General features: G+C 61.2%; 21 protein-coding genes, 1 tRNA gene and 1 pseudogene. 7 read left to right on the forward strand and 16 right to left on the reverse strand.

The genetic code is table 11. The annotated features are described in order from the left end of the window. Positions 1 to 118: 118 nt before the first annotated feature. The 4 genes from KW403_RS07540 to KW403_RS07555 form a co-directional block, all read right to left on the reverse strand. On the reverse strand, positions 119 to 1,165 hold the full coding sequence (locus KW403_RS07540) for an ABC transporter permease (protein WP_223022097.1): 1,047 nt from the start codon (positions 1,163 to 1,165) through the stop codon (positions 119 to 121). Positions 1,166 to 1,199: 34 nt separating this feature from the next. Continuing rightward, positions 1,200 to 2,720 carry a sugar ABC transporter ATP-binding protein gene (locus KW403_RS07545; protein ID WP_223022098.1) on the reverse strand — a complete coding sequence of 507 codons (1,521 nt, stop codon included), beginning with the start codon at positions 2,718 to 2,720 and terminating at the stop codon, positions 1,200 to 1,202. Between the two features lie 227 nt (positions 2,721 to 2,947). Continuing rightward, positions 2,948 to 5,038 carry an oxidoreductase gene (locus KW403_RS07550; RefSeq protein ID WP_223022099.1) on the reverse strand — a complete coding sequence of 697 codons (2,091 nt, stop codon included), beginning with the start codon at positions 5,036 to 5,038 and terminating at the stop codon, positions 2,948 to 2,950. Positions 5,039 to 5,042: 4 nt separating this feature from the next. Beyond that, entirely contained in the window at positions 5,043 to 6,053 is a 1,011-nt protein-coding gene (locus KW403_RS07555; protein ID WP_223022100.1) for a Gfo/Idh/MocA family protein, read from the reverse strand. A gap of 267 nt (positions 6,054 to 6,320) precedes the next feature. On the opposite strand from KW403_RS07555, the gene KW403_RS07560 reads away from it, so the two are divergent. Continuing rightward, positions 6,321 to 7,157, forward strand: coding sequence for a sugar phosphate isomerase/epimerase family protein (locus KW403_RS07560; protein ID WP_223022101.1), 837 nt, complete (start codon positions 6,321 to 6,323; stop codon positions 7,155 to 7,157). A 51-nt stretch (positions 7,158 to 7,208) separates the two neighbouring features. Here KW403_RS07560 and KW403_RS07565 read toward each other — a convergent pair whose 3' ends face one another. The 6 genes from KW403_RS07565 to KW403_RS07590 are packed head-to-tail and all read right to left on the reverse strand — an operon-like array spanning position 7,209 to position 12,079. After that, the gene (locus KW403_RS07565; protein WP_223022102.1) at positions 7,209 to 7,616 is read right to left on the reverse strand and encodes a GlcG/HbpS family heme-binding protein; all 408 of its coding nucleotides are present in this window, start codon (positions 7,614 to 7,616) and stop codon (positions 7,209 to 7,211) included. 18 nt (positions 7,617 to 7,634) lie between these two features. Further along, positions 7,635 to 8,414: a hydroxypyruvate isomerase family protein gene (locus tag KW403_RS07570; protein ID WP_223022103.1), complete on the reverse strand. Its 780-nt coding sequence runs from the start codon at positions 8,412 to 8,414 to the stop codon at positions 7,635 to 7,637. Next, a complete protein-coding gene (otnC, locus tag KW403_RS07575) occupies positions 8,411 to 9,046 on the reverse strand; it encodes a 3-oxo-tetronate 4-phosphate decarboxylase (RefSeq protein ID WP_223022104.1) in 636 nt (211 codons plus the stop codon). The genes KW403_RS07570 and otnC overlap by 4 nt, the downstream gene beginning before the upstream one ends. Further along, positions 9,043 to 10,302 (reverse strand): 3-oxo-tetronate kinase, encoded by a 1,260-nt coding sequence (otnK, locus tag KW403_RS07580; RefSeq protein WP_223022105.1) that lies wholly within the window; start codon positions 10,300 to 10,302, stop codon positions 9,043 to 9,045. The genes otnC and otnK overlap by 4 nt, the downstream gene beginning before the upstream one ends. Before the next feature lie 9 nt (positions 10,303 to 10,311). Continuing rightward, positions 10,312 to 11,298 (reverse strand): D-erythronate dehydrogenase, encoded by a 987-nt coding sequence (denD, locus tag KW403_RS07585; RefSeq protein WP_223022106.1) that lies wholly within the window; start codon positions 11,296 to 11,298, stop codon positions 10,312 to 10,314. 1 nt (position 11,299) lies between these two features. Next, positions 11,300 to 12,079, reverse strand: a complete 780-nt coding sequence (locus tag KW403_RS07590) for a FadR/GntR family transcriptional regulator (protein ID WP_343224055.1) — start codon at positions 12,077 to 12,079, stop codon at positions 11,300 to 11,302. Between the two features lie 302 nt (positions 12,080 to 12,381). On the opposite strand from KW403_RS07590, the gene KW403_RS07595 reads away from it, so the two are divergent. From KW403_RS07595 to KW403_RS07605, 3 genes and pseudogenes are all read left to right on the forward strand, one after another. Beyond that, the gene (locus tag KW403_RS07595; RefSeq protein ID WP_223022107.1) at positions 12,382 to 12,561 is read left to right on the forward strand and encodes a hypothetical protein; all 180 of its coding nucleotides are present in this window, start codon (positions 12,382 to 12,384) and stop codon (positions 12,559 to 12,561) included. Beyond that, a complete protein-coding gene (locus tag KW403_RS07600) occupies positions 12,558 to 12,953 on the forward strand; it encodes a DUF2924 domain-containing protein (protein WP_246637924.1) in 396 nt (131 codons plus the stop codon). Before KW403_RS07595 ends, KW403_RS07600 begins: the two co-directional genes overlap by 4 nt. A gap of 53 nt (positions 12,954 to 13,006) precedes the next feature. After that, positions 13,007 to 13,255: pseudogene (locus KW403_RS07605) on the forward strand (recombinase family protein); the annotation flags it as partial. 197 nt (positions 13,256 to 13,452) lie between these two features. Here the strand turns inward: KW403_RS07605 and KW403_RS07610 are convergent. Then, positions 13,453 to 13,528, reverse strand: a tRNA-Ala gene (locus KW403_RS07610). 249 nt (positions 13,529 to 13,777) lie between these two features. Here KW403_RS07610 and KW403_RS07615 point away from each other — a divergent pair. The 3 genes from KW403_RS07615 to KW403_RS07625 are packed head-to-tail and all read left to right on the forward strand — an operon-like array spanning position 13,778 to position 15,065. Next, positions 13,778 to 14,068, forward strand: a complete 291-nt coding sequence (locus KW403_RS07615) for a YggT family protein (RefSeq protein WP_223022483.1) — start codon at positions 13,778 to 13,780, stop codon at positions 14,066 to 14,068. Between the two features lie 3 nt (positions 14,069 to 14,071). Next, on the forward strand, positions 14,072 to 14,398 hold the full coding sequence (locus tag KW403_RS07620) for a DUF167 family protein (RefSeq protein ID WP_378597009.1): 327 nt from the start codon (positions 14,072 to 14,074) through the stop codon (positions 14,396 to 14,398). A gap of 55 nt (positions 14,399 to 14,453) precedes the next feature. Beyond that, positions 14,454 to 15,065 carry a hypothetical protein gene (locus KW403_RS07625; RefSeq protein WP_223022109.1) on the forward strand — a complete coding sequence of 204 codons (612 nt, stop codon included), beginning with the start codon at positions 14,454 to 14,456 and terminating at the stop codon, positions 15,063 to 15,065. Positions 15,066 to 15,077: 12 nt separating this feature from the next. Here the strand turns inward: KW403_RS07625 and ppa are convergent, their stop codons facing one another. From ppa to KW403_RS07650, 5 genes are all read right to left on the reverse strand, one after another. Beyond that, positions 15,078 to 15,611 carry an inorganic diphosphatase gene (gene ppa, locus KW403_RS07630; protein ID WP_007010652.1) on the reverse strand — a complete coding sequence of 178 codons (534 nt, stop codon included), beginning with the start codon at positions 15,609 to 15,611 and terminating at the stop codon, positions 15,078 to 15,080. Positions 15,612 to 15,817: 206 nt separating this feature from the next. Then, positions 15,818 to 16,324: a GNAT family N-acetyltransferase gene (locus KW403_RS07635; RefSeq protein WP_223022110.1), complete on the reverse strand. Its 507-nt coding sequence runs from the start codon at positions 16,322 to 16,324 to the stop codon at positions 15,818 to 15,820. 88 nt (positions 16,325 to 16,412) lie between these two features. Further along, complete coding sequence (locus tag KW403_RS07640) at positions 16,413 to 17,057, reverse strand: TPM domain-containing protein (protein WP_223022111.1); 645 nt, start codon at positions 17,055 to 17,057, stop codon at positions 16,413 to 16,415. A 2-nt stretch (positions 17,058 to 17,059) separates the two neighbouring features. After that, the gene (locus tag KW403_RS07645; protein WP_223022112.1) at positions 17,060 to 17,893 is read right to left on the reverse strand and encodes a TPM domain-containing protein; all 834 of its coding nucleotides are present in this window, start codon (positions 17,891 to 17,893) and stop codon (positions 17,060 to 17,062) included. Positions 17,894 to 17,906: 13 nt separating this feature from the next. Further along, positions 17,907 to 18,545 (reverse strand): LemA family protein, encoded by a 639-nt coding sequence (locus KW403_RS07650; protein ID WP_223022113.1) that lies wholly within the window; start codon positions 18,543 to 18,545, stop codon positions 17,907 to 17,909. Between the last annotated feature and the right edge of the window lie 252 nt (positions 18,546 to 18,797).

Below are 18,797 nucleotides of genomic sequence, written 5' to 3' on the forward strand. Positions count from 1 at the left end.
GTGGGTTTTCGCGGATCGCTTCAGAACGGCGATCCAACCTTCCCTTTTCTAGTCACACAATCCTCCTCCCGCCGGATCGCGGCTCGAGCCGCCGACCCGGTGTCTCGCGTTTTCGAGACTATTTTTGCTTCTCCGGCTTGCTTGTTTTCGTCGAGACCACCTTTTTGCGCATTCCGGATTCCAGATAGTTTCGGCGATAGACGTCGAGCGCCGCCGCAGCAGCAATCACCAAGCCGCTAACGACCGAGTCCCAGTTCGGCGGCACGTTGAGCAAATTGACCGCGTTCTGGACGAGGCCGAGCAGGATCACGCCCAGCAGCATACCGCCCATGTTGCCTTCGCCACCAAACAGGCTGACGCCGCCGATGACGACCGCCGCGATGACCGCAAGTTCCATGCCCTGCGCCGCGGTGGCAGCACCCGCCTCAAACCGGGCGGTGATGAGAAGCCCGGCGATTGCCGACATCATGCCCGATATGACGAAGCAGGTAATGATCACCCGCTCGGTATTGATGCCGGCGAGCCGCGCGGCGAGCGGATTGCCGCCTGTCGCGTAGACCGATCTGCCGAACTTGGTTCGCGACAGGACGATCTGAGCCACGATCGCCAGGAAAAGCGTCAGCAGAATAACCGACGGGATTCCGAGGATGCGGCTGTATTGCAGATCAACGAAAATCTTCGGCACCGGTGCGATGTTGGTTCCGCCCGAGAAGATAAACGCCAGGCCGCGTCCGATGGTCATGGCAGCGAGCGTTGCGATGAGCGGCGGAATCTTCAGCTTGGTGACGGCAAGCCCGTTGACGAGGCCGAACGCCATGCCGACGCAGATCGCCGCCAATATGCCGAGTTCGGGCGGCCAGTCATAGAAATTCACCAGCCCGACCGACAGCACCGACGACAGCACCAGTACGGACGCCACCGAGAGGTCGATGCCCGCGACGAGAATGACGAAGGTCTGGCCGATCGCGACCACAGCGATGATGGTCGCCGACTGCAGCACGTTTTCGATATTGCGCATGGTGGCGAAGACCGGGCTCATGAAGCTCATGATGAGCCCGCCGAACAGGATGACGGCCAGCAGGCCGGCGCTCTGGACAAGGTCGATGAAGGATATCTTGCCGCGCAGGGTCGAAAGCGTGGTCGATCCGGTAGCCTTGCCGTTCATAGAAGGGTTCTCAAATGCCATGGTCCAAATTTCCTCAACCCATCGTCGCGGCGGACATTATTGTTTCGCCGGTTGCCTGCTCCCTGGGCATGGATGCGGTGATGCGCCCAGACCGCATCACCAACACCCGGTCGCTCAGTGAGAGGATTTCCGGTAGTTCCGAACTGATGAGGAGTATCCCCATGCCGCTGCGGGCAAGCCGCAGGATCAGTTCGCTGATTTCCGACTTGGCGCCCACGTCGATGCCCTTTGTCGGCTCGTCGAGGATCAGCACCTTGGGATTGCGTGTCAGCCAGCGCGCCAGAACCACCTTCTGCTGATTGCCACCAGACAAGCTCGAGACACGCGTTTTCGAGGACGGCGTCTTGACCGCCAGCGCCCGGATTTCCCGGTCGGCGATCTCCTCCTCGAGGGCAGGAGATAGGAGCCCCCAGCGCTTGACGTGGTCCAGGAAGGACAACGTTATGTTCATGCGAACCGACAGGAGGCTTATCAGGGCCTGCTGCCTGCGGTCCTCGGGTACCAGGCCGATGCCGGCCTCGATCGCCGCGGCCGGATCGTTGCTCCTCACCCGCACGCCGGCGACCTCGACGCTGCCGCTGTCGTAGTCGTCGATGCCGAAGATGGCGGCCGCCAGTTCGCTGCGACCGGCACCGACCAGCCCGGACATGCCGACGATTTCGCCTGCCGCCACTTCGAACGATATGTCGGACAGCATGTTTTCGCGATTGAGGTTCTTAACCGAAAGGACGACATCGCCGATCGGGCGCGTTTCCACGACGGTCTCGCGCACCTCACGCCCGACCATCATGCGGATCACCTCGTCATGGTCGAGCTCGGAAATCGGCCGCGTGCCGATGAGCTTGCCGTCGCGAAGCACGGTGACGCGATCGGCTATGGTGAATACCTCTTCCAGCCAGTGCGACACGAAAACGATCCCCAGATCCTTCGCCCGCAACTCGTCCACGACGGAGAACAGCCGGTCGATCTCCGGCGGCGACAGCGACGTCGTCGGCTCGTCCATCACCAGCACCTTGGAATCCTCGGAGATGGCGCGGGCGATCTCGACCAGCTGCTGATCGGCGGGCGACAAGCGTCCGGCCAAGGTGTTGGGGTTGAGATGGGGCGCGACGCGCGCCAGCGCTTCCAGCGCGCGCTGCCTTTGCCGCTCGACGGAAACCATGCCGTAACGCGTCGGCCAGCGGCCGAGCATGATGTTTTCGGCAACCGTCATGGCCGGCACCAGGTGAGCATCCTGATGAATTGTTGCCACGCCGACGCGGTGCGCCTCGGCGGGATCGGCATGAAGGGTCTGGCCGTCGACCGTGATTTCGCCTCGGTCCGGCGCGTAGAAGCCGGCCATCATCTTGATGAGGGTGGACTTGCCCGCGCCGTTCTCGCCCAGCAGCGCGGTGACCTCTCCGGCGCGCACGTCAAAGTCGACATTGTCGAGCGCCAGAACGCCGGGAAAGGATTTGACGATGGAACGGGCAACCAGAACCGTACGCGGTTCGTCGGTGGCCGCGGCTGCGCTGGCGCGCTGAACCGCGTTCACAGGGCTGATCCTTCGGCAAGCGAAGACGGCACCCGTATCTGATCTGCAGGTAACGGCGAACAACGCAATTGGTAGTCTCCTCCCACTGCCGGGGCCTTCTGCCGGTGCCCGAACGCTGCCGGGCTTTCCGGCCTGCTTTCTGCAGGCTCCTGACTGTATGATTATGCTAGTAGCAACTTTGCACACTTGTCAACTGGTTGTGACAGTGGACCAGTTACTTTTTCGTATTATATTTCCAAGCCTGCCGCATGGGCTTCCGCGATGTTGCTCTCGATCAGGCGCGGCGCAACCGCGTCGCCGACACGGCGGACCGTCACCCCGGCCAAAAGCGGCGATTCCCTGCACTGGTGATACAGGTCCTCGCAGGAGCGGCGGCCGATGACGGCGACAACCGCGTCCACGCCGTCGATCACCTGTTCCGCCCCCTCCACGAGCAGGTAGCGGTCGAAGCCCTTGGTGCCGGCGTCGCTGAACACCGGGGAGATGGTGACGCGACCGGGCGCGATGGCTTTCGTCACAAAGCCGTGTCGGATGACGATGCCCTTGATGGCCGCGCGGCGGTAGAACAGCGTCCGCGTACCGTCCTCGATATCGCCGCCGATCATGGCATCAGGCGTAACGACCTCGACGCTGCATCCCTGCTCGGCCAGGTACTCGGCGGTCCCCGCCCCCTCCCAGTGTCCATTGTTGTCAATCACCACCACGCGGCACTTCAGCTTCACCGCGCCCGACATCACCTCATCGCTTGAGTGGACGAAGGGTAGGTCGAGGCCGGGAATGTCCGGCAGAACCTGACGCCCGAGCGCCATGGCCAACGCGGCGTTGCCGGAGGTGCCTGGCAAGTTCGGCTCGGAGCCGGTGGCGATGACGACATGGTCCGGACGCTCGGCCGCCAGCAATTCCACGCTCGCTTCGACCCCGGTCCTCACCGTCACTCCCAGATGACGGATGATTGCCTCCAGATGCGATGCGACGCCGGCAATTATGGCGTGCTCGGGCTGCCTGGCCGCCAGGCGCAGCTGGCCGCCAAGCGCATCGGCGCGTTCTATCACCGTTACCTGGTGGCCGCGCCGCGCCGCGATCTCCGCCGTCTTGAGCCCCGCGGGACCGCCGCCGACGACGACGACCTTTCCCGGCCGCGCCGCGTGTCCGATGCCAGGTTCGTCGATCTCCAGTTCGCGACCAGCCGCCGGATTGTGGACGCAGCGGATGCCCTTCTCCTGTCCGACCTGGTAGATGCAGGCATCGTTGCAGGCGATGCAGGAGCGCACCAGATGCGCTTCGCCGCGCCGCAGCTTCGCCGCGGTATCGGGATCGGCGACAAGCTGGCGCGCGAAGCCGATGAGATCGGCATCACCGCCGGCAAGCATCTCCTCCGCCAGCGTGGGTGGGGCAATGCGCCCGAAGGCGATAACGGGCAGCCGGCTCTGGCGCTTGAGGGCAGCCGCGTGTCCGCGAAAACTGCCCGCCCCGATTGCCGCCGGTGGTATTTCCATCCAGTAACTGGAAAAGGAGCCGGCGTCGGTATTCATGTAATCGACGCAGCCGCCCGCCTCCAGATGCGCCGCCATGCGCAGCCCGTAATCGAGCCCGTAGCCGAAGGTCGTGAACTCGTCCAAGCAGATGCGCACGCCGACGGGAAAGTCGTCGGATGTCGCACGCTTGATCGCTTCCAGAACCTCGATCGAGAAGCGCATGCGGTTTTCGAAGGAGCCGCCATAGCCGTCGGTCCGGCGGTTGAAATAGGGAGAGGCAAAGGAGCGCAGAAGGCCGTCATGCGCTACTTTGATCTCGATGCCGTCGAAGCCGCCTTCCATGGCGTTGCGAGCACTCGCGGCGAAACCGTCGATGGTCGCTGCGATGTCCTCCAGGTCCATGGCCTTGGTTGAAAAATGGCTCGAAGGTTCCGGCATCTGCGACGGCGCCCACAGGATATGGGGAGGACGTTGCAACGAGGTGTGCCCGCCATGGGTAAGCTGGCCGAATATCTTCGTGCCGTGGGCGTGAACCCGCGAGGTAAGCTCGCGGTAGAACGGGATCACGGCGGCATCCCAGGCGGAAATGAAACGCCGGGACATTTTGCCCGTCGGGTGCACAGCCTGACTTTCGATGATGGTCAGGCCCACCCCGCCCCGTGCCCGGGCCTCGTGATAGGCCACCAGTTCGTCGGAGCCTAACCCATCGAGGTTTCCGAGCGCGGTGAAATGCGGCTGGAAGACAACGCGATTGCGGAGTTCCACCTTGCCGATGGCAAACGGGCTGAACAGCCTCTCGAATGCGGCAGCGGAACGCGTCTGGAAGTTTGTGGCTGCAGTCAACGGATCAGACCTCCTCACGCTTTCCGGAACGCGCCGAGGCGGCAATCGCATCGAGCACCCGCATATTGGCGACCGCATCCTCCGGTGAATTGGGAACGGGATTTCCCGAAAGGACCGCGTCTGCGAAGGCCTCGACCATGAGCCTGTATTGATCGACCGGCTCGAAAGCGGTTTCCTTGCGATGTCCGTCGGCATCGACATGGATCACCAGCGCTTCGGCCGCGCGGCTGCCCATTCCGGGAATGAAGGAGCGCGGCACCTCAAGCAGGCCGGTCGATCCGATGACCTGGTAGAAACCTTGCCCCGACGCCTTGAAGGATGACGAGACCAGCGCGCAGCGCTCACCGGGAAATTCGAGTATGGCCGACGCCGAAAGATCCACGCCGCTTTCCGCGTCGACATCGAAGCGCCCGAACACTGAAACCGGCTCAGCACCTATGATCCGGCGCGCGGCATTGACGCCGTAGCACCCCATGTCGAGCAGGCTGCCGCCGCCGAACGCAGACGAAAACCGAATGTTTCCAGTGGCATGCTCCATGATGTCGACGGAAAGATGCGCCCGCACCTCCAGCACGTCGCCGATCAGGTCGTCCCGAACGCATTCGAGCACGTGCAGGCTCTGCGGATGGAAGCGGTACATGAAGCCTTCCATCAGCGGCACGCCGCGATCGGCGAAATGATCGACCACCCGTCGTGCTTCGAGGGCATTCAGTGCGAGCGGCTTCTCGCAAAGGACCGCCTTGCCGGCATCGGCCGCCCGCATCGCCCACTCGCCATGCAGACTGTTTGGCAACGGAATATAGACGGCATCGACGTCCGGCGAAGCCAACAGCGCATCATGGGTCCCGAATACATTCGCGATAGCAAACTCCGAAGCGAATTGTTCGCAGCGCGACAGGTCCCGGCCGGCAATGGCCGTCACGCGACCGTTCGACGACGCCTGAATGGCGGGAACGACCTGGGTACGGGCGATCCCGGCGGTGCCGAGAACACCCCAGCGCAGTGGTGGCTTCAACGTTTCCTCCCGCTGCCGGCGAAGCCAGCAGCCTCCATTAAGTTAATCGATTACGTCTCCATTCAAACCGCGATAATGCAGAGTTGTCAAACGAAAAGCCGGAGCACTCACCCAACGATGTAATGAGAATTACTATTTATATCATGATATTAATGTATATTCTTTCCTTGGCATCTGGGCATCGCGCTACTTCCAGTAGCCTGAGGAATATTGACACATGCACTTCTATTAGTAATCGTTTACGTAGCTTTTTAGGAGGAGAACGACATGAAATACGCTTTCAATACGTGGGCTTACGGGAGCTTCCCCTCCTGGCTGCCATCCTACGAACTGGACGAGGTCGTGCGGCGGCTCGCGCGGATCGGTTATGACGGTATTGAGATCGGATGCGCCGCCCCCCATGCGTGGCCGGCATATCTGGATGCCGCGCGCAGGCGCGAGTTGAGGAGCCTCATGGAGGGCGAAGGGCTTCCCGCCGTCAGCCTTCTGCCGGCGCCGGGCGGCGGGCCGGGCCACAACCCCGCCTCGCCGCTGGAAGCGGAGCGGAGGGCCACCATGCATCACTATTGCGAGGTCATCGACCTGGCTGCCGATCTCGGTGCCGGGCTCGTTCTCTATATCGCCGGATGGCAGGTTTTTGGCTCGACGCGCGAAGACGCCTATACCCGCAGCGTCGAGTGCCTCAGACAGATTTCCAAACATGCAGAGGATTGTGGCATCGTGATCGCCATAGAGCCGACGGCGGCCGATTCGAACCTGATAGACACCCCGCACGAGGCGCTCAAACTGATGCGCGACAGCGGTGCAGAGAACGTCAAGGTGATGTTCGACACCTATCACGCCATCTACCGCGACGACGTGTCTGCCGATCACGTGCGCATCCTCGGCGATGATCTGGTTCACATCCACTGCGCGGACGCCAACCGCGCCGCTCCCGGCGACGGCGTGGTCGACTGGTTCGGCGTGTTGCAGGCCGCCAGGGATATCGGTTTTGCCGGGTATCTGACGATGGAGATTGGCTTCCATACGCGCGAAGCCGATCCCGACAATTATGCGCGGCGCGCGCTGTCCTACCTCAAGGGCGTGGAAACGCAGCTTTCCTGATTTGGCTGCCGCGCGGCGAAGCCGCCGGTCCCGGCGCGGACATCATCCGTTCTACACCAGGACGGCGGCTCCGATACGGCCGATATCGCCGTCCTCCTCGTCGCTTTCACCGGAAACGCCGATCGCACCAATGATCTCATCGCCGGCCTTGAGCAGCACGCCCCCATCGAGCGGAATGCCATTGGGGATGCAAAGCAGCGCATAGCGCCCCTCCCCCTCGACCACGTCCTGGAACGCCTTGGTCGGACGCTGGAACAGGACGGCGGTGCGCGCCTTTAACGTGGCAATTTCCACGCTGCCTACCTGCGCTCCGTCATCGCGGTGCAGCAACATCAGATGACCACCGTCATCGACAATCGCGATGACCAGCTTGAGCTTGTCCTTCTTCGCTGCCGCCTCGCAAGCCTCGGCGATCTTCTTGGCGGCTTCAATGGTCAGGGTCGTCTTGGTTGCGAGCATGATCTTCTCCATCAGGGTTCAAAGAGAGACGCCAAGGGCATCGAGCCAGCCGAGGCCTTCGTCGGTGCCGGCGCGCGGCTTGTATTCGCATCCGATCCAGCCAGAATAACCAAGCCGCTCGAGCGCCGTGAAGATGGCGCCGTAAGCGATTTCTCCCTCGTCGGGTTCGCAACGGCTCGGGACCGCAGCGATCTGCACATGCCCGATTTGTGGCAGGTGCCGTTGCACGCGCGTCAACACGTCACCCTCGCTGACCGCCACATGATAGACGTCGAACATGATCCGCACATTGGACGCACCGACCTCGGCGATGATGTCGGCGGCGGTGGAAATATCGGAGTAGAAATAGCCGGGCTTGTCGCGCTGGTTGATCGGCTCGAGCAGGAGGGTGAGATCGGCCGCTGCCTCCACCGCAAAGGCGAGGTTCTCGATAAAGACCGCCTTGGCTCGCTCCCGGACATCGGGGGAAACCACCCCGGCCATGACGTGGATCGAAGAGGCGCCGGCCTCTCGCGCATAGTCGGCGGACCGCACGAAGGTATCGCGGAACTCAGCCTCGCGGCCGGCCTGTGCCCCGAGACCGAAATCCCCCTTCTCCGCATTGCCGAGCGGCGTATTGACGCCGAGCAGTTCGCAGCCATTCGCGCTGCAGCACTCCCACACCTTCGCGGCATCGACATCGTAGGGCCAATGCATCTCAACGGCCTTGAATCCTGCTCGGGCGGCAGCCTCTATACGCTGGATCAAGGGACGGTCCGGCCAAAGGAAGCCGAGATTGGCGGAAAATCTGAGTGTCATGTCAGCCTGAAATGCGTGTTGAGTTCGGCGATGTTTTCAGCGGTTAGGTGGCGTGCGGTCATGCCACGCAGAATGACGGAAAGCTTGGCGCCCTCCTCCAGCTCCTCGATCGCGAAGGCAGCCGCTTCGAGCGAGGCACCGGCAACGACGGGGCCGTGGTTAGCAAGCAGAATGGCGGGGTGTCCTCCCGCCAGCGCCTGAATACGGTCCCTCACGCTCTCGGCGCCGGGGCGCGAATAGGGAATGACGGGCACGCGGCCGACACGCATGACGACATAGGGCGTGAGCGGCGGTATCGCGTCCATCGGATCCGTGTCGGCAAGGCACGACACCGCCGTCGCATAGGTAGAATGAAGGTGAATCACCGCACGCGCATTCGGACGTCGGTCGTAGAAGCCGAAATGCAGCGGCAATTCCTTGGTCGGGGGCGCGCCGGAAACATGCTTGCCCGACGCATCGACCTTCGACAGCCGCTCTGCCTCCAGGAAGCCGAGACAGGAGTTGGTCGGCGTAAACAGATAACCGTCTTCGAGCCTGACCGAGATGTTACCCGACGAACCGCCGGTCAGCCCCCTCTGGAAGAAGGAGCGGCCCCATTTGACGATCTCGTCGCGGATGACGCCCTCGTTCATGGCCTGCCGATCAGCCCCGCCGCCTTTGCGAAAAAATCGTCCGCACCAAAATTGCCGCTTTTCAGGGCGAGGCCCAGCGCGCCGTCGCGTTCTGCCACCAGAGCCGGCACACCCGGATCGATTTCATCTCCGACGACCATGCTGGACAGGCCCAGCGCTTCGACAACCGCGCCCGATGTCTCACCACCGCCGACGACGATGCGCCGGAACCCCGCATCGGCAAGCCGGCAGGCGAGATCGGCGAAGAGCGCCTCGATGCCGGCCGCGAGCTTCTCGCGGCCAAGTTCACGCTGCGCGCGGGCGACAGCCGCAGGGTTCACCGTCGAGTAGACGATGGGGATGAAGTCGGTGTGTTGTTCCATCACCCACGACGCCGCCTTGTCGGCGGTCATGGTGCCCGACATGACCGCCTCCGGATCGAGGGCGAGACCGGGATGCGATGAGAGATGCGCGGCGACCTGACGCTGCGAGGCCGCGGAACATGAACCGCACAAGGCAACGACGGGACCGGCGGCCACCGCGCCGGAACTGCGTGCGCCCGAAAGAAGGCCGGCATCGCGGAAGTTCGCGGGAAGGCCGAGCGCGATCCCTGAACCGCCGGTGATCAGCCTGAGCCCGGCGAGCGCCTTGCCGAGGATTTTCAGATCCTCGTCATCGACCGCATCGGCAACGACGAGCCTGCATCCCTCCTTGCGCCGGGCTTCGAAGGCTTCCGCCAGGGCTTGTGGTCCCGCCCGAACGACATCCAGCGCGACGGATCCGACTTCGCCTTTCGTTTGTCGGCGCAGCCAGCGGCGAATGTCCGGATCGGTCATTGGCGTAAGGGGATGGTTCTCCATGCCCGATTCCGACAACAGCCGGTCACCAACGAACAGGTGGCCCATGAAAAGCCTGCGTCCCGTCGCCGGAAAGGCCGGGCATACCGCCGCCATACCGGCACCGGTCCGCTCCAGCAACGCCTCCGCCACCGGGCCGATATTTCCCTGCGGCGTTGAATCGAACGTCGAACAGTATTTGAAAAGGAATTGCTCGCATCCTTGCGCCTCGAGCCAGTCGACCGCTGCAAGCGACTGCCTGACGGCCTCGTCGGGAGCGATGGAACGGGTCTTCAGCGAGACGACCCCGGCCTCGCAGTCGTAGCGCTCGGAGCCGGTCGGCACGCCGACGAACTGCGTTGTCGCCATCCCGCCCTTTGCGAGCGTATTGGCAAGATCGCTGGCGCCGGTGAAATCGTCGGCTATCGCTCCAAGAAGCATGGAGCGCGCCTATACCGGCAACGTGTTTTGGAGTTCATCCTCGATGTGAACGCGAATGATCTCGTCAAACGAGGTTTCGGCTCGGAAGCCGAGAGCCGATGCTCGCCGTGCGTTGAACGTCTGCGGCCAGCCGGCGATGATCTTGGCAACGGCCGGGTTCGGTTCGCGGCGGATGAGCTTCACCGCCTTCTCACCGACGACACGGCGCAGCGCCTCTATCTCCTCTCCGACGGTCGCGGCAAGGCCGGGCATGGTCAACGAGCGACGGAAGCCGAGCGGCGCGGTGTCGATCTCGGCGGCATGCAGCAGGAACCCTGTCGCCGCGCGCGGGCTGGCGAACCAGTGCCGCACGCTCTCCTCGACCGGCAAGACCGCCTCCTGGCCGATAAGCGGCTCGCGCAGGATGGAGGAAAAGAAGCCGGATGCCGCCTGATTGGGCTTACCCGGCCTGATGGAAATGGTCGGCAGCCGGATGCCGATGCCGTCGAAAAAGCCACGCCGCGAATAGTCCGCGAGCAGCAATTCGCCAATCGCTTTTTGTGTGCCGTAGCTGGTCAGTGGCGTGAGGAAATAGGTGTCCTCGATGGTTTCCGGCAGCGGCTCTCCATATACAACGATGGAGGAAGTGAACACCACCTTGGGGCAATAGGGTTCCCGAACCCCTTCGAGGCGGATCGCGTCGAAAAGAGCGCGCGTGCCGTCGAGATTGACGCGGTAGCCCTTCTCAAACTCGGCCTCTGCCTCGCCCGACACGACCGCCGCGAGATGAAAGATGAGGTCGGGACGCCGGGCAACCAGGCCCGCCGCGACGTTCTCGCCGGAAAGGTCCGCGGCGACGGTCTCGACCGTGCCGCCGAACTCGGGTGCCGGCGGGGCAACGATGTCGGCAAGCGTCAGCGTTTCGATCGGCCGGCCGCCAAGCTCTCCGTTGGCGACCAGCGCCGCAACCAGCTTGCGCCCGATCATGCCCGCCGCGCCTATGACCATTATGTGCATGTCAGGCATTTTCCCTATTGCTGTCGGGAGATCCGTTTTTGGCTTCATGCGCCGTCGCGTGGTTCGTCTCTTTCCCGGTCTCATCTATCTCGCGCGTGGTGTCGCGGATGCGCAGGATATGCTTGGCAAACGCCGCCGAGACGGCCTCCGGATTCCGCATCTTCAGAGCGTTGACGATGAAGCGGTGATCTTCGAGGCTTTTGGCGATCGCCCCCGGCTTGCCCATGGCGATGCGACGGTGGTCAAGCAGATAAGTGTAGAGGTCGACCACGAAATCGGCGAGCAGCTTGTTGCTGGAAGCGTAGTAGATCGTCAGATGAAACTCGCGGTCGCAGATGAGGAAGCGCACGGGATCGTCGCAGGCCGCCTCCTGCGCCGTGATCGAATCCTCCAGCCGGCCGATATCCTCGGCGCTGAGATTGTTGGCCGCGTCGGCCACCACGGCGGTCTCGACCAGCAGGCGGGCCGCGTGAACCTCCTGCAGCGCGTAGCCGTTGATTGATGTCGGGTTGGTGACGCCGATGCGCTGCGTGTCGACCTCGACATTCACGTTCGCGATCCGAGTACGCGCGCCTTGGGAGACCTGGACGATGCCCTCGCCTGCCAGCCGTTGGACCGCGCCGCGAACGGTCTCGCGGCTCACCATCAGCATGGTGGCGAGCTCGCGCTCGCTTGGGAGTTCGTCACCGACCTGCAAAATGCCAGAGGCAATCATCGAAACGATCTTGTCCCGAATCATTTCCTTGGCGGTCTGCTTATGGATGGCTTCGCCGAGCGGCAAACGTGGTGTGATCATACTGGATACGCCGACAACTGGTCCGATATGTAGTCCAGTATAGTATTCTTTCTTGAATGTCACGTGTTAATTTACGCTGGTTGTTGATTTCCGCTGAGAACTGCGCCGGTAAGGCGCTATTTTTTTCACTGTGAATTGACCCAAGTTTAACCCCACCCCTTCGTGATTGGGGAGGGTAACGGGAAGTGATAGAGATGGTGTTGTTCAGCGTTATCACACCCTGGCATTTACGTGATCAGCTTTCGATCCGGGATATGTCCTGCCGCGGCGGATTGTGCCAAAACACAATGAACAAGCATCTGCGCATCGATGCTGTTGAGCCCCCAGTTAAGGTTCTCGAACAGCCCATCAAACTCGAAGCCTTTGCCGACAAGCTGTCGGCCTGGCAGCACGCGACGCGCCTGTTGATCGCTGGCGCAAGATCTATGGCTCCCGGCCACCGAAAGGCGTTCGCCAGGACCTTTTGAAAAGGGCGATCCTCTGGCACACCAAACACTTTGGTGGTGTTCCGGACGAGACGCGCCGCCTGTTAAGCGCCGCTGTAAGAAGGGTCGAGCAGTCATTGCTTTCCCGCCACCAATGTAGAAGCACTGCGGCAGCTGATGAGGAGCGGAGCGCCAGGATCGGAGCGGCAGGGGTGGCTGGCGACTGTTTAGCGCAAGATGCGCGACCTCAATGTCAACGACGAACACTTGCTCCCGGAGCGCGGCTAATCCGGGAATGGAATGGTCAGACCCATACCGTTGATGTGATCGAAGGTGGCTATGTCTTCGAAGCCAGGGTCTATCGCTCCCTTACTGCGATAGCCGGCAAGATCACAGGCACCCACTGGTCCGGGCCGAGGTTCTTCGGGTTATGAGGCGTGTTCAACCGGCATCGACTTCTGTCGACCTGTCGCCACAGCCGCAGGGCATGAGCAACAATGGAGCTCGTTCTGCGCAGCGGCGCCTTCGCTGCGCGGTCTACACCCCTAAATCAAAGGACGAAGGGCTTGATCAGGAGTTCAATTCGCTCGACGCCCATCGAGAAGCCTGTGCCTCCTTCGTCGCCTCACCGACCAGTCTTGGTTGGAAGCTGGTACCGGAGCGCTATGACGATGGTGGCCTGTCGGGCGGTACGATGGATCGCCCCGCTTTGCAGCGGCTGCTTCACCATATCCGTGACAAGATTGCGGCATCGGGGAAGAAGGGCATGTGAATGGGAGCCCCCCAACCGAGACGACAGGTCGAATATCGACCAAATACCCCTAATCAGCGGGCCTTGAATGTAGAGGATGATGCACAAGTATTGGCCAAGCTACGGAAAACACGCCGCTATGCGGATCGAGACTTGTGGGCTGAGTTTAACCGGCGGACGGTTGGTGGAGCTGAGGGGAATCGAACCCCTGACCTCGTCATTGCGAACGACGCGCTCTCCCATCTGAGCTACAGCCCCATTCGCCGGTGACCCGCATTTATGTCCGGTAAAGCCAGACTGTCAAGAATCCAGATTCCCCACTTCAATCTCTCCATGAGAGCAAACATTTCACCCCATTTTTCCATCCCCGACCGGCAAATGGCCGCGTCAGACTTGCCGCATCCATCGGCAATGGCTACATGTCGCAAAATTCGCGGTATTGGAAGCAAGCGTCGTTATCGTTCCCGCTTGCCGACGACCGCGCTTAACACGGCCCAGGAGACCGGCATGCTCGCGCTTATCCAGACCATCATCATGGCGCTCGACATTTATTGGTGGCTGATTATCGGCTCAGCCGTTTTCTCCTGGCTCTATGCATTTAACGTAGTCAACCCTCGCAATCAGTTCGTTGGCTCGGTCGGCAATTTTCTTTTTCGTGTCACTGAGCCCGCGCTACGGCCAATACGGAACCTTTTGCCCGATCTCGGCGGGATCGACATCTCGCCAATCATCCTGCTGCTGATTTTGTTTTTCGTTCGGCAGTTTATCCTGACGACCATCGCGCCCGCCCTTATCTGAACCGTGGTCGACGTCCCGCCCTTCTGTCGGTTGTCTGACGAGGGCCTCGCTTTGTTCGTCCGGTTGACGCCCAAATCTGCACGCGACGCCATCGAAGGCGCGGTAAAGACAGCAGACGGGCGCAGTCATCTGAAAGCGCGCGTGCGCGCCGTACCAGAGAATGGCAAAGCCAACGCCGCACTGGAGAAATTGCTCGCCAAAGAGTTCGGGGTCCCCCCAACCTCGGTTTCAGTCACCGGTGGAGCCACCGCGCGGCTCAAGACAGTGGAGATCAGGGGTGTACCCAAGGAGCTCCTCACGCATCTTGGCACGATCTTCGCACACCAATAGGCGTTGTCACAAAATCCGTTTATGCTCGCCTCTCCTGAAGGAAGGAGCATGGCTTATGCGACTGGCAATGGCGGGAATTCTGGTGGCAACGCTTGGTGGTCTTGCACAAGCCAGCGAGATCGAGAGCGCCTATACCGAAATCAACACGCAAGAGAATTGCGCGGCATTTGCCGCCCCTGCTGCCGATGACCCCGGTGAATGGATGAATTTCGTCTGCGAGGGTTGGCGGGGCTACCCGGTGCTCATTTACTATGGTGATGCGCGGGAATCGATCTTTTACGGCTTCCCACCAGATGGCGATCTCGCGCCGGAATGGGAAAGCTTTGCCGGCTTCAACTCTACCGGATCGACCATCGAATGGCGCATCATGAGCGATGGTGACCGTAAGTGGCCCTTCGCAACGATCCACCGATGGTTCGTCGACGATGGTGAGGGCGCGGGCGACAAGATTGAAGTACTTGCCGTGGAAAAGGTCGGGCAGGTTTTCGGTCGGGAGGGTTGCGTCATCGGGTATGTCGTCGCGACCGGCAACGGGAATGCCAACGAAAAAGCCCGCCGCATCGCCGATGGGCAGGCTTTCGATTTCGCGTGTGGCGCGGATCAGCCGGTGATCGACGCCGGCGATGTGCCGCTGCCCATGACGACGGGCAGCGAGGGCGGCGGTTGAGCGCCGCCCCTCTTACTTGCTCGCCTTGGCCCGCTCGACGGCCTCGACGATCAGCTTTCGGGCCGCCGCTGCATCCATCCAGTCGCCTATCTTCACCCACTTGCCGGGTTCCAGATCCTTGTAGTGCTCAAAGAAGTGCTGGATCTGCTGGAGCGTGATTTCCGGCAGGTCTGTGTAGTTCGTCACGTTTTCATAGCGGCGCGTCAGGTGCGGCGATGGTACGGCAATGATCTTCTCGTCCTGGCCGGAATTGTCTTCCATGATGAGCACGCCGATCGGCCGCACGTTGATAACGCAGCCGGGGATGAGCTGGCGTGTGTTGCAGACCAGCACATCGATTGGATCGCCATCATCGGACAGCGTGTGGGGCACGAAGCCGTAATTGCCCGGATAGGTCATCGGCGTGTAGAGGAACCGGTCAACGACCAGCGTCCCGGAGTTCTTGTCCATCTCGTATTTGATAGGCTGACCGCCGACCGGCACTTCGATGATGACGTTCACGTCTTCTGGCGGATTGTCACCGGTGGAGATGGCGTCTATGCGCATGGGAAAAGCAACCTCTGTTCTGACAGTTATGGCTGCCGCATACCGGCATGGTGACAGTGGAGCCAGCCAGACGGAGCAGCCCGGAAACGGATGGCTGCCGCTTTATCGCGTCATAAGCCGCATGGCAATGCAGCGAATGGTGCAGTGCGAAAGTTTTGCCGCTCAGGATGAGCTACTTGAATGCGTTGAAAACGCGAGGCTAGGCCTTAATCCCAGACGAAAGCCAGCTTGCGGAGCGCACGGTGCTCAAACACTTCGACACCCTCTGCGATATCTCGTCCGCCAGCACCCGAATAAAATGCGAGAGCCGGTTCATTGTCCTCCAACGCCCAGACGACCAACCCTTGGAGGCCATGGGCTTCCAGCATATCGCGCGCAGCCTGGAAGAGCCGGCGACCAAGCCCGACGCCCTGATACTCAGGCCGAAGGTAGAGCTCGTAGATCTCGCCTTCTTGAGCGAGTTCGCGAGCACGGTTCCGCCCGAGTGTTGCATAGCCAGCAATCTCGCCGCCTATCTCAATCACCAGAACGGTAGCGGAGCGGCGTATCGCGTTGGCCCACCAGCGCGGCCCGCGACGGCCAATCATGCGTCCAAGGGCCTGATAGGGGATGATGCCGGTATAAGCCCCGCGCCATGCGCTGTCATGAACCTCGGCGATGGCCTCGGCGTCGTACGGCTCTGCTCGTCTGATGTCGATCGTCAGCGTGTTCATAATTGTTTAACCATAGCTGCGTCGGGTCGACATGCGCAAGCATTAGAGCGCTCATCTTTGCAGTCACACACAAATCGCCGAAAAGCGCTCAGATCTCGGTCAAACGGTCCGCGATTTCGTTGGAATTACGTCGTCCTGCGGGAAAATGCCGAGAAAGCACCTCGCCTGCAAATGCGATCGTTTCCGCGAAGCCGTCAGCCAGCGTACCACGCCGCGCGTGCTCCAGCATCAGCGCGACGCTCTCGTTCCAGACTGTCTGCTCCACGCGAGCATCGATCTCGGAATCAGCGACAATCTCCACATAGCGTTCCGCCAACGAAACGAAAATGAGAACGCCGGTTCGTCCTTTGGTTACATGAATGTTGTGAGCAAGGAACTGGTTCTGCGCATTGGCGTGTGCACGTCTGTATTTCAGCGCTTTGGGTACCAGCGCGACACGTAGCCTTTCAAACACGGCTACCAGACCTGCCGCTGCGCCGAAAGCAGCGAGCTGGGCCACCGCAAAGTGCACAGGATCGATCGAGATCCACCAATGCCTGAGAAGAAAGGCAAGGAACGGCCCGAGGATGAAGATGGCGAGCGCCACAATCAGGCAAGCAGGATAAAGATAGGCATCACTCGAACGCGCAAGCACACAGTAGATCTCACCCGATGTCTTTTTCTCGGCCTCAGCGATTGCACGGGCGATTTGTTCGTGTTCCGCGTCCGAAAGCCGTTTCATGCGTCCTGTCATCTCTACCAGCTCCCCGAAGCACCGCCGCCGCCCGACGAGCCACCGCCGCCGGAAAAGCCGCCACCGCCGGAAGACCAGCCTCCCGATGACCGTCCCCCGGAGGAACCGCCACGCGACTTTGTGTAGTCCACCGTCATGCCGAGCCATTTGTAACGTCCAGGCCCAATCTTGCGGCCGAACATCGGCGGCAGGAACGCCATGGCGAAACCACCGAAAAAGAACGTACCCCAAACGATGAAGAACAGGATGACCGGCCAGGCAGGCTCTCCGTCATTCTGCTGGTTGCGTCTGGCACGCGCTTCGAGCTCGGCTGCATTGCCTTCCAAAACCATGATGATGTCATCGACCGCATCACTGATGCCCGCCGAAAAATCGCCAGCACGAAAGGCCGGCACCATGGTGTTTTCGATAATAAGTTTTGAATGCAGGTCGGTCAGCGTTCCCTCAAGACCGTAACCCACCTCAATGCGCATCTTGCGGTCATCAAGCGCAACGAGGAGCAGGACACCATTGTCTTCGCCGGCCTGCCCTAGCCCCCAGGCGCGAAACAATTGGTTAGCAAAAGGTTCCAACGCCTCTCCATCCAGGCTCCTGATTGTGGCAACCACGATCTGATCCGACGATCTCGCCTGGAAAGCTTCGAGCCGCGAACTCAGGGCCGCTTCGGTGGCTGCATCGACGATCCCCGCATTGTCGACCACCCGCCCGGTAAGCCTTGGCAACTCGACAGCAGCGATCGGGGACGTCGCCACGAGCCAGATCAATCCCGCCACAATTGCAGGCCAGATGTTGCGGTGACCAAACGCGATCAGCGTCCGCCAAGCAGCCTCCCCCATGGATCAGTCTCCGTCAGCCGCCGCTGCTGGTGCCGAAATTCACAGACGGCACATCCATCTTCTCTTCTGAGATCGTGAAGGTCTCATAGGGTTCATTGCCGGTGAACCAGAACATCGCCCAAAGCATGGAGGGAAGCGTTTTCAACGAGGTGTTGTAGAGCCGGACCGCCTCGATATAGTCACGTCGCGCCACGGCAATACGGTTTTCCGTTCCCTCGAGCTGCGCCTGCAAAGCAAGAAAGTTCTGGCTCGATTTCAGATCCGGATAATTCTCGACCACAGCAAGAAGACGAGAGAGCGCACCGGAGAGACCGGCCTGACTTTCCTGAAATGCCTTGAAGGCCTCGGGATCAGTCAGCATATCGGGCGAGACCTGAACCTGGGTCGCTTTCGCGCGCGCCTCGACAACGCCTTCCAGAACCTCGCGCTCCTGCGCCGCATAGCCCTTCACCGTCTCAACCAGATTGGGAATCAGATCGGCGCGGCGCTGATACTGGTTCAGGACTTCGCTCCAGGCCGCTTTCGCTTGTTCCTCGCGTGTTGGAATGGTGTTGAAACCGCAAGCTGACAACAGCGGCAGCATCAGGCAAAGCACCAGCAAGGATAAATGACCGCGCACAGGCGTGGCGGCGAGCGGTTTGGCAATCGACATGAAGGAACACCTCCGGAAAATTGGTTCTCTCGACATTAGAACATGGTCCACTGATAGGAAACCAATTCCGAACTACGGATCCATGATGTACGGTCGGGTTTGAATAAGGGCAACGGGTTTTTTTGCGCAGTGTCAGCACAGAAGCGGGATAAGCAGGCAGAAGCGGAATCGCGGCGGATCCTCGACCGGGTTAGCCGCGAAAGCGAAGGCAGCTCCATGATGACCCGCGCGCGCGATCACATTTCGGCCAGG

The sequence above is a fragment of the Nitratireductor kimnyeongensis genome, assembly GCF_019891395.1.
GTDB lineage: Bacteria > Pseudomonadota > Alphaproteobacteria > Rhizobiales > Rhizobiaceae > Nitratireductor > Nitratireductor kimnyeongensis.

Excerpts from the sequence above, each read along its gene's own strand:
- KW403_RS07570 (WP_223022103.1), bottom strand. The coding sequence starts at position 8,414 with ATGACACTCAGATTTTCCGCCAATCTCGGCTTCCTTTGGCCGGACCGT.
- denD (WP_223022106.1), bottom strand. The coding sequence starts at position 11,298 with ATGCACATAATGGTCATAGGCGCGGCGGGCATGATCGGGCGCAAGCTG.
- KW403_RS07640 (WP_223022111.1), bottom strand. The coding sequence starts at position 17,057 with ATGACAGGACGCATGAAACGGCTTTCGGACGCGGAACACGAACAAATC.
- KW403_RS07635 (WP_223022110.1), bottom strand. The coding sequence starts at position 16,324 with ATGAACACGCTGACGATCGACATCAGACGAGCAGAGCCGTACGACGCC.
- KW403_RS07645 (WP_223022112.1), bottom strand. The coding sequence starts at position 17,893 with ATGGGGGAGGCTGCTTGGCGGACGCTGATCGCGTTTGGTCACCGCAAC.
- KW403_RS07625 (WP_223022109.1), top strand. The coding sequence starts at position 14,454 with ATGCGACTGGCAATGGCGGGAATTCTGGTGGCAACGCTTGGTGGTCTT.
- otnC (WP_223022104.1), bottom strand. The coding sequence starts at position 9,046 with ATGAACGAGGGCGTCATCCGCGACGAGATCGTCAAATGGGGCCGCTCC.
- KW403_RS07560 (WP_223022101.1), top strand. The coding sequence starts at position 6,321 with ATGAAATACGCTTTCAATACGTGGGCTTACGGGAGCTTCCCCTCCTGG.
- KW403_RS07565 (WP_223022102.1), bottom strand. The coding sequence starts at position 7,616 with ATGCTCGCAACCAAGACGACCCTGACCATTGAAGCCGCCAAGAAGATC.
- KW403_RS07595 (WP_223022107.1), top strand. The coding sequence starts at position 12,382 with ATGAACAAGCATCTGCGCATCGATGCTGTTGAGCCCCCAGTTAAGGTT.
- KW403_RS07540 (WP_223022097.1), bottom strand. The coding sequence starts at position 1,165 with ATGAACGGCAAGGCTACCGGATCGACCACGCTTTCGACCCTGCGCGGC.
- ppa (WP_007010652.1), bottom strand. The coding sequence starts at position 15,611 with ATGCGCATAGACGCCATCTCCACCGGTGACAATCCGCCAGAAGACGTG.
- KW403_RS07615 (WP_223022483.1), top strand. The coding sequence starts at position 13,778 with ATGCTCGCGCTTATCCAGACCATCATCATGGCGCTCGACATTTATTGG.
- otnK (WP_223022105.1), bottom strand. The coding sequence starts at position 10,302 with ATGCTTCTTGGAGCGATAGCCGACGATTTCACCGGCGCCAGCGATCTT.
- KW403_RS07650 (WP_223022113.1), bottom strand. The coding sequence starts at position 18,545 with ATGTCGATTGCCAAACCGCTCGCCGCCACGCCTGTGCGCGGTCATTTA.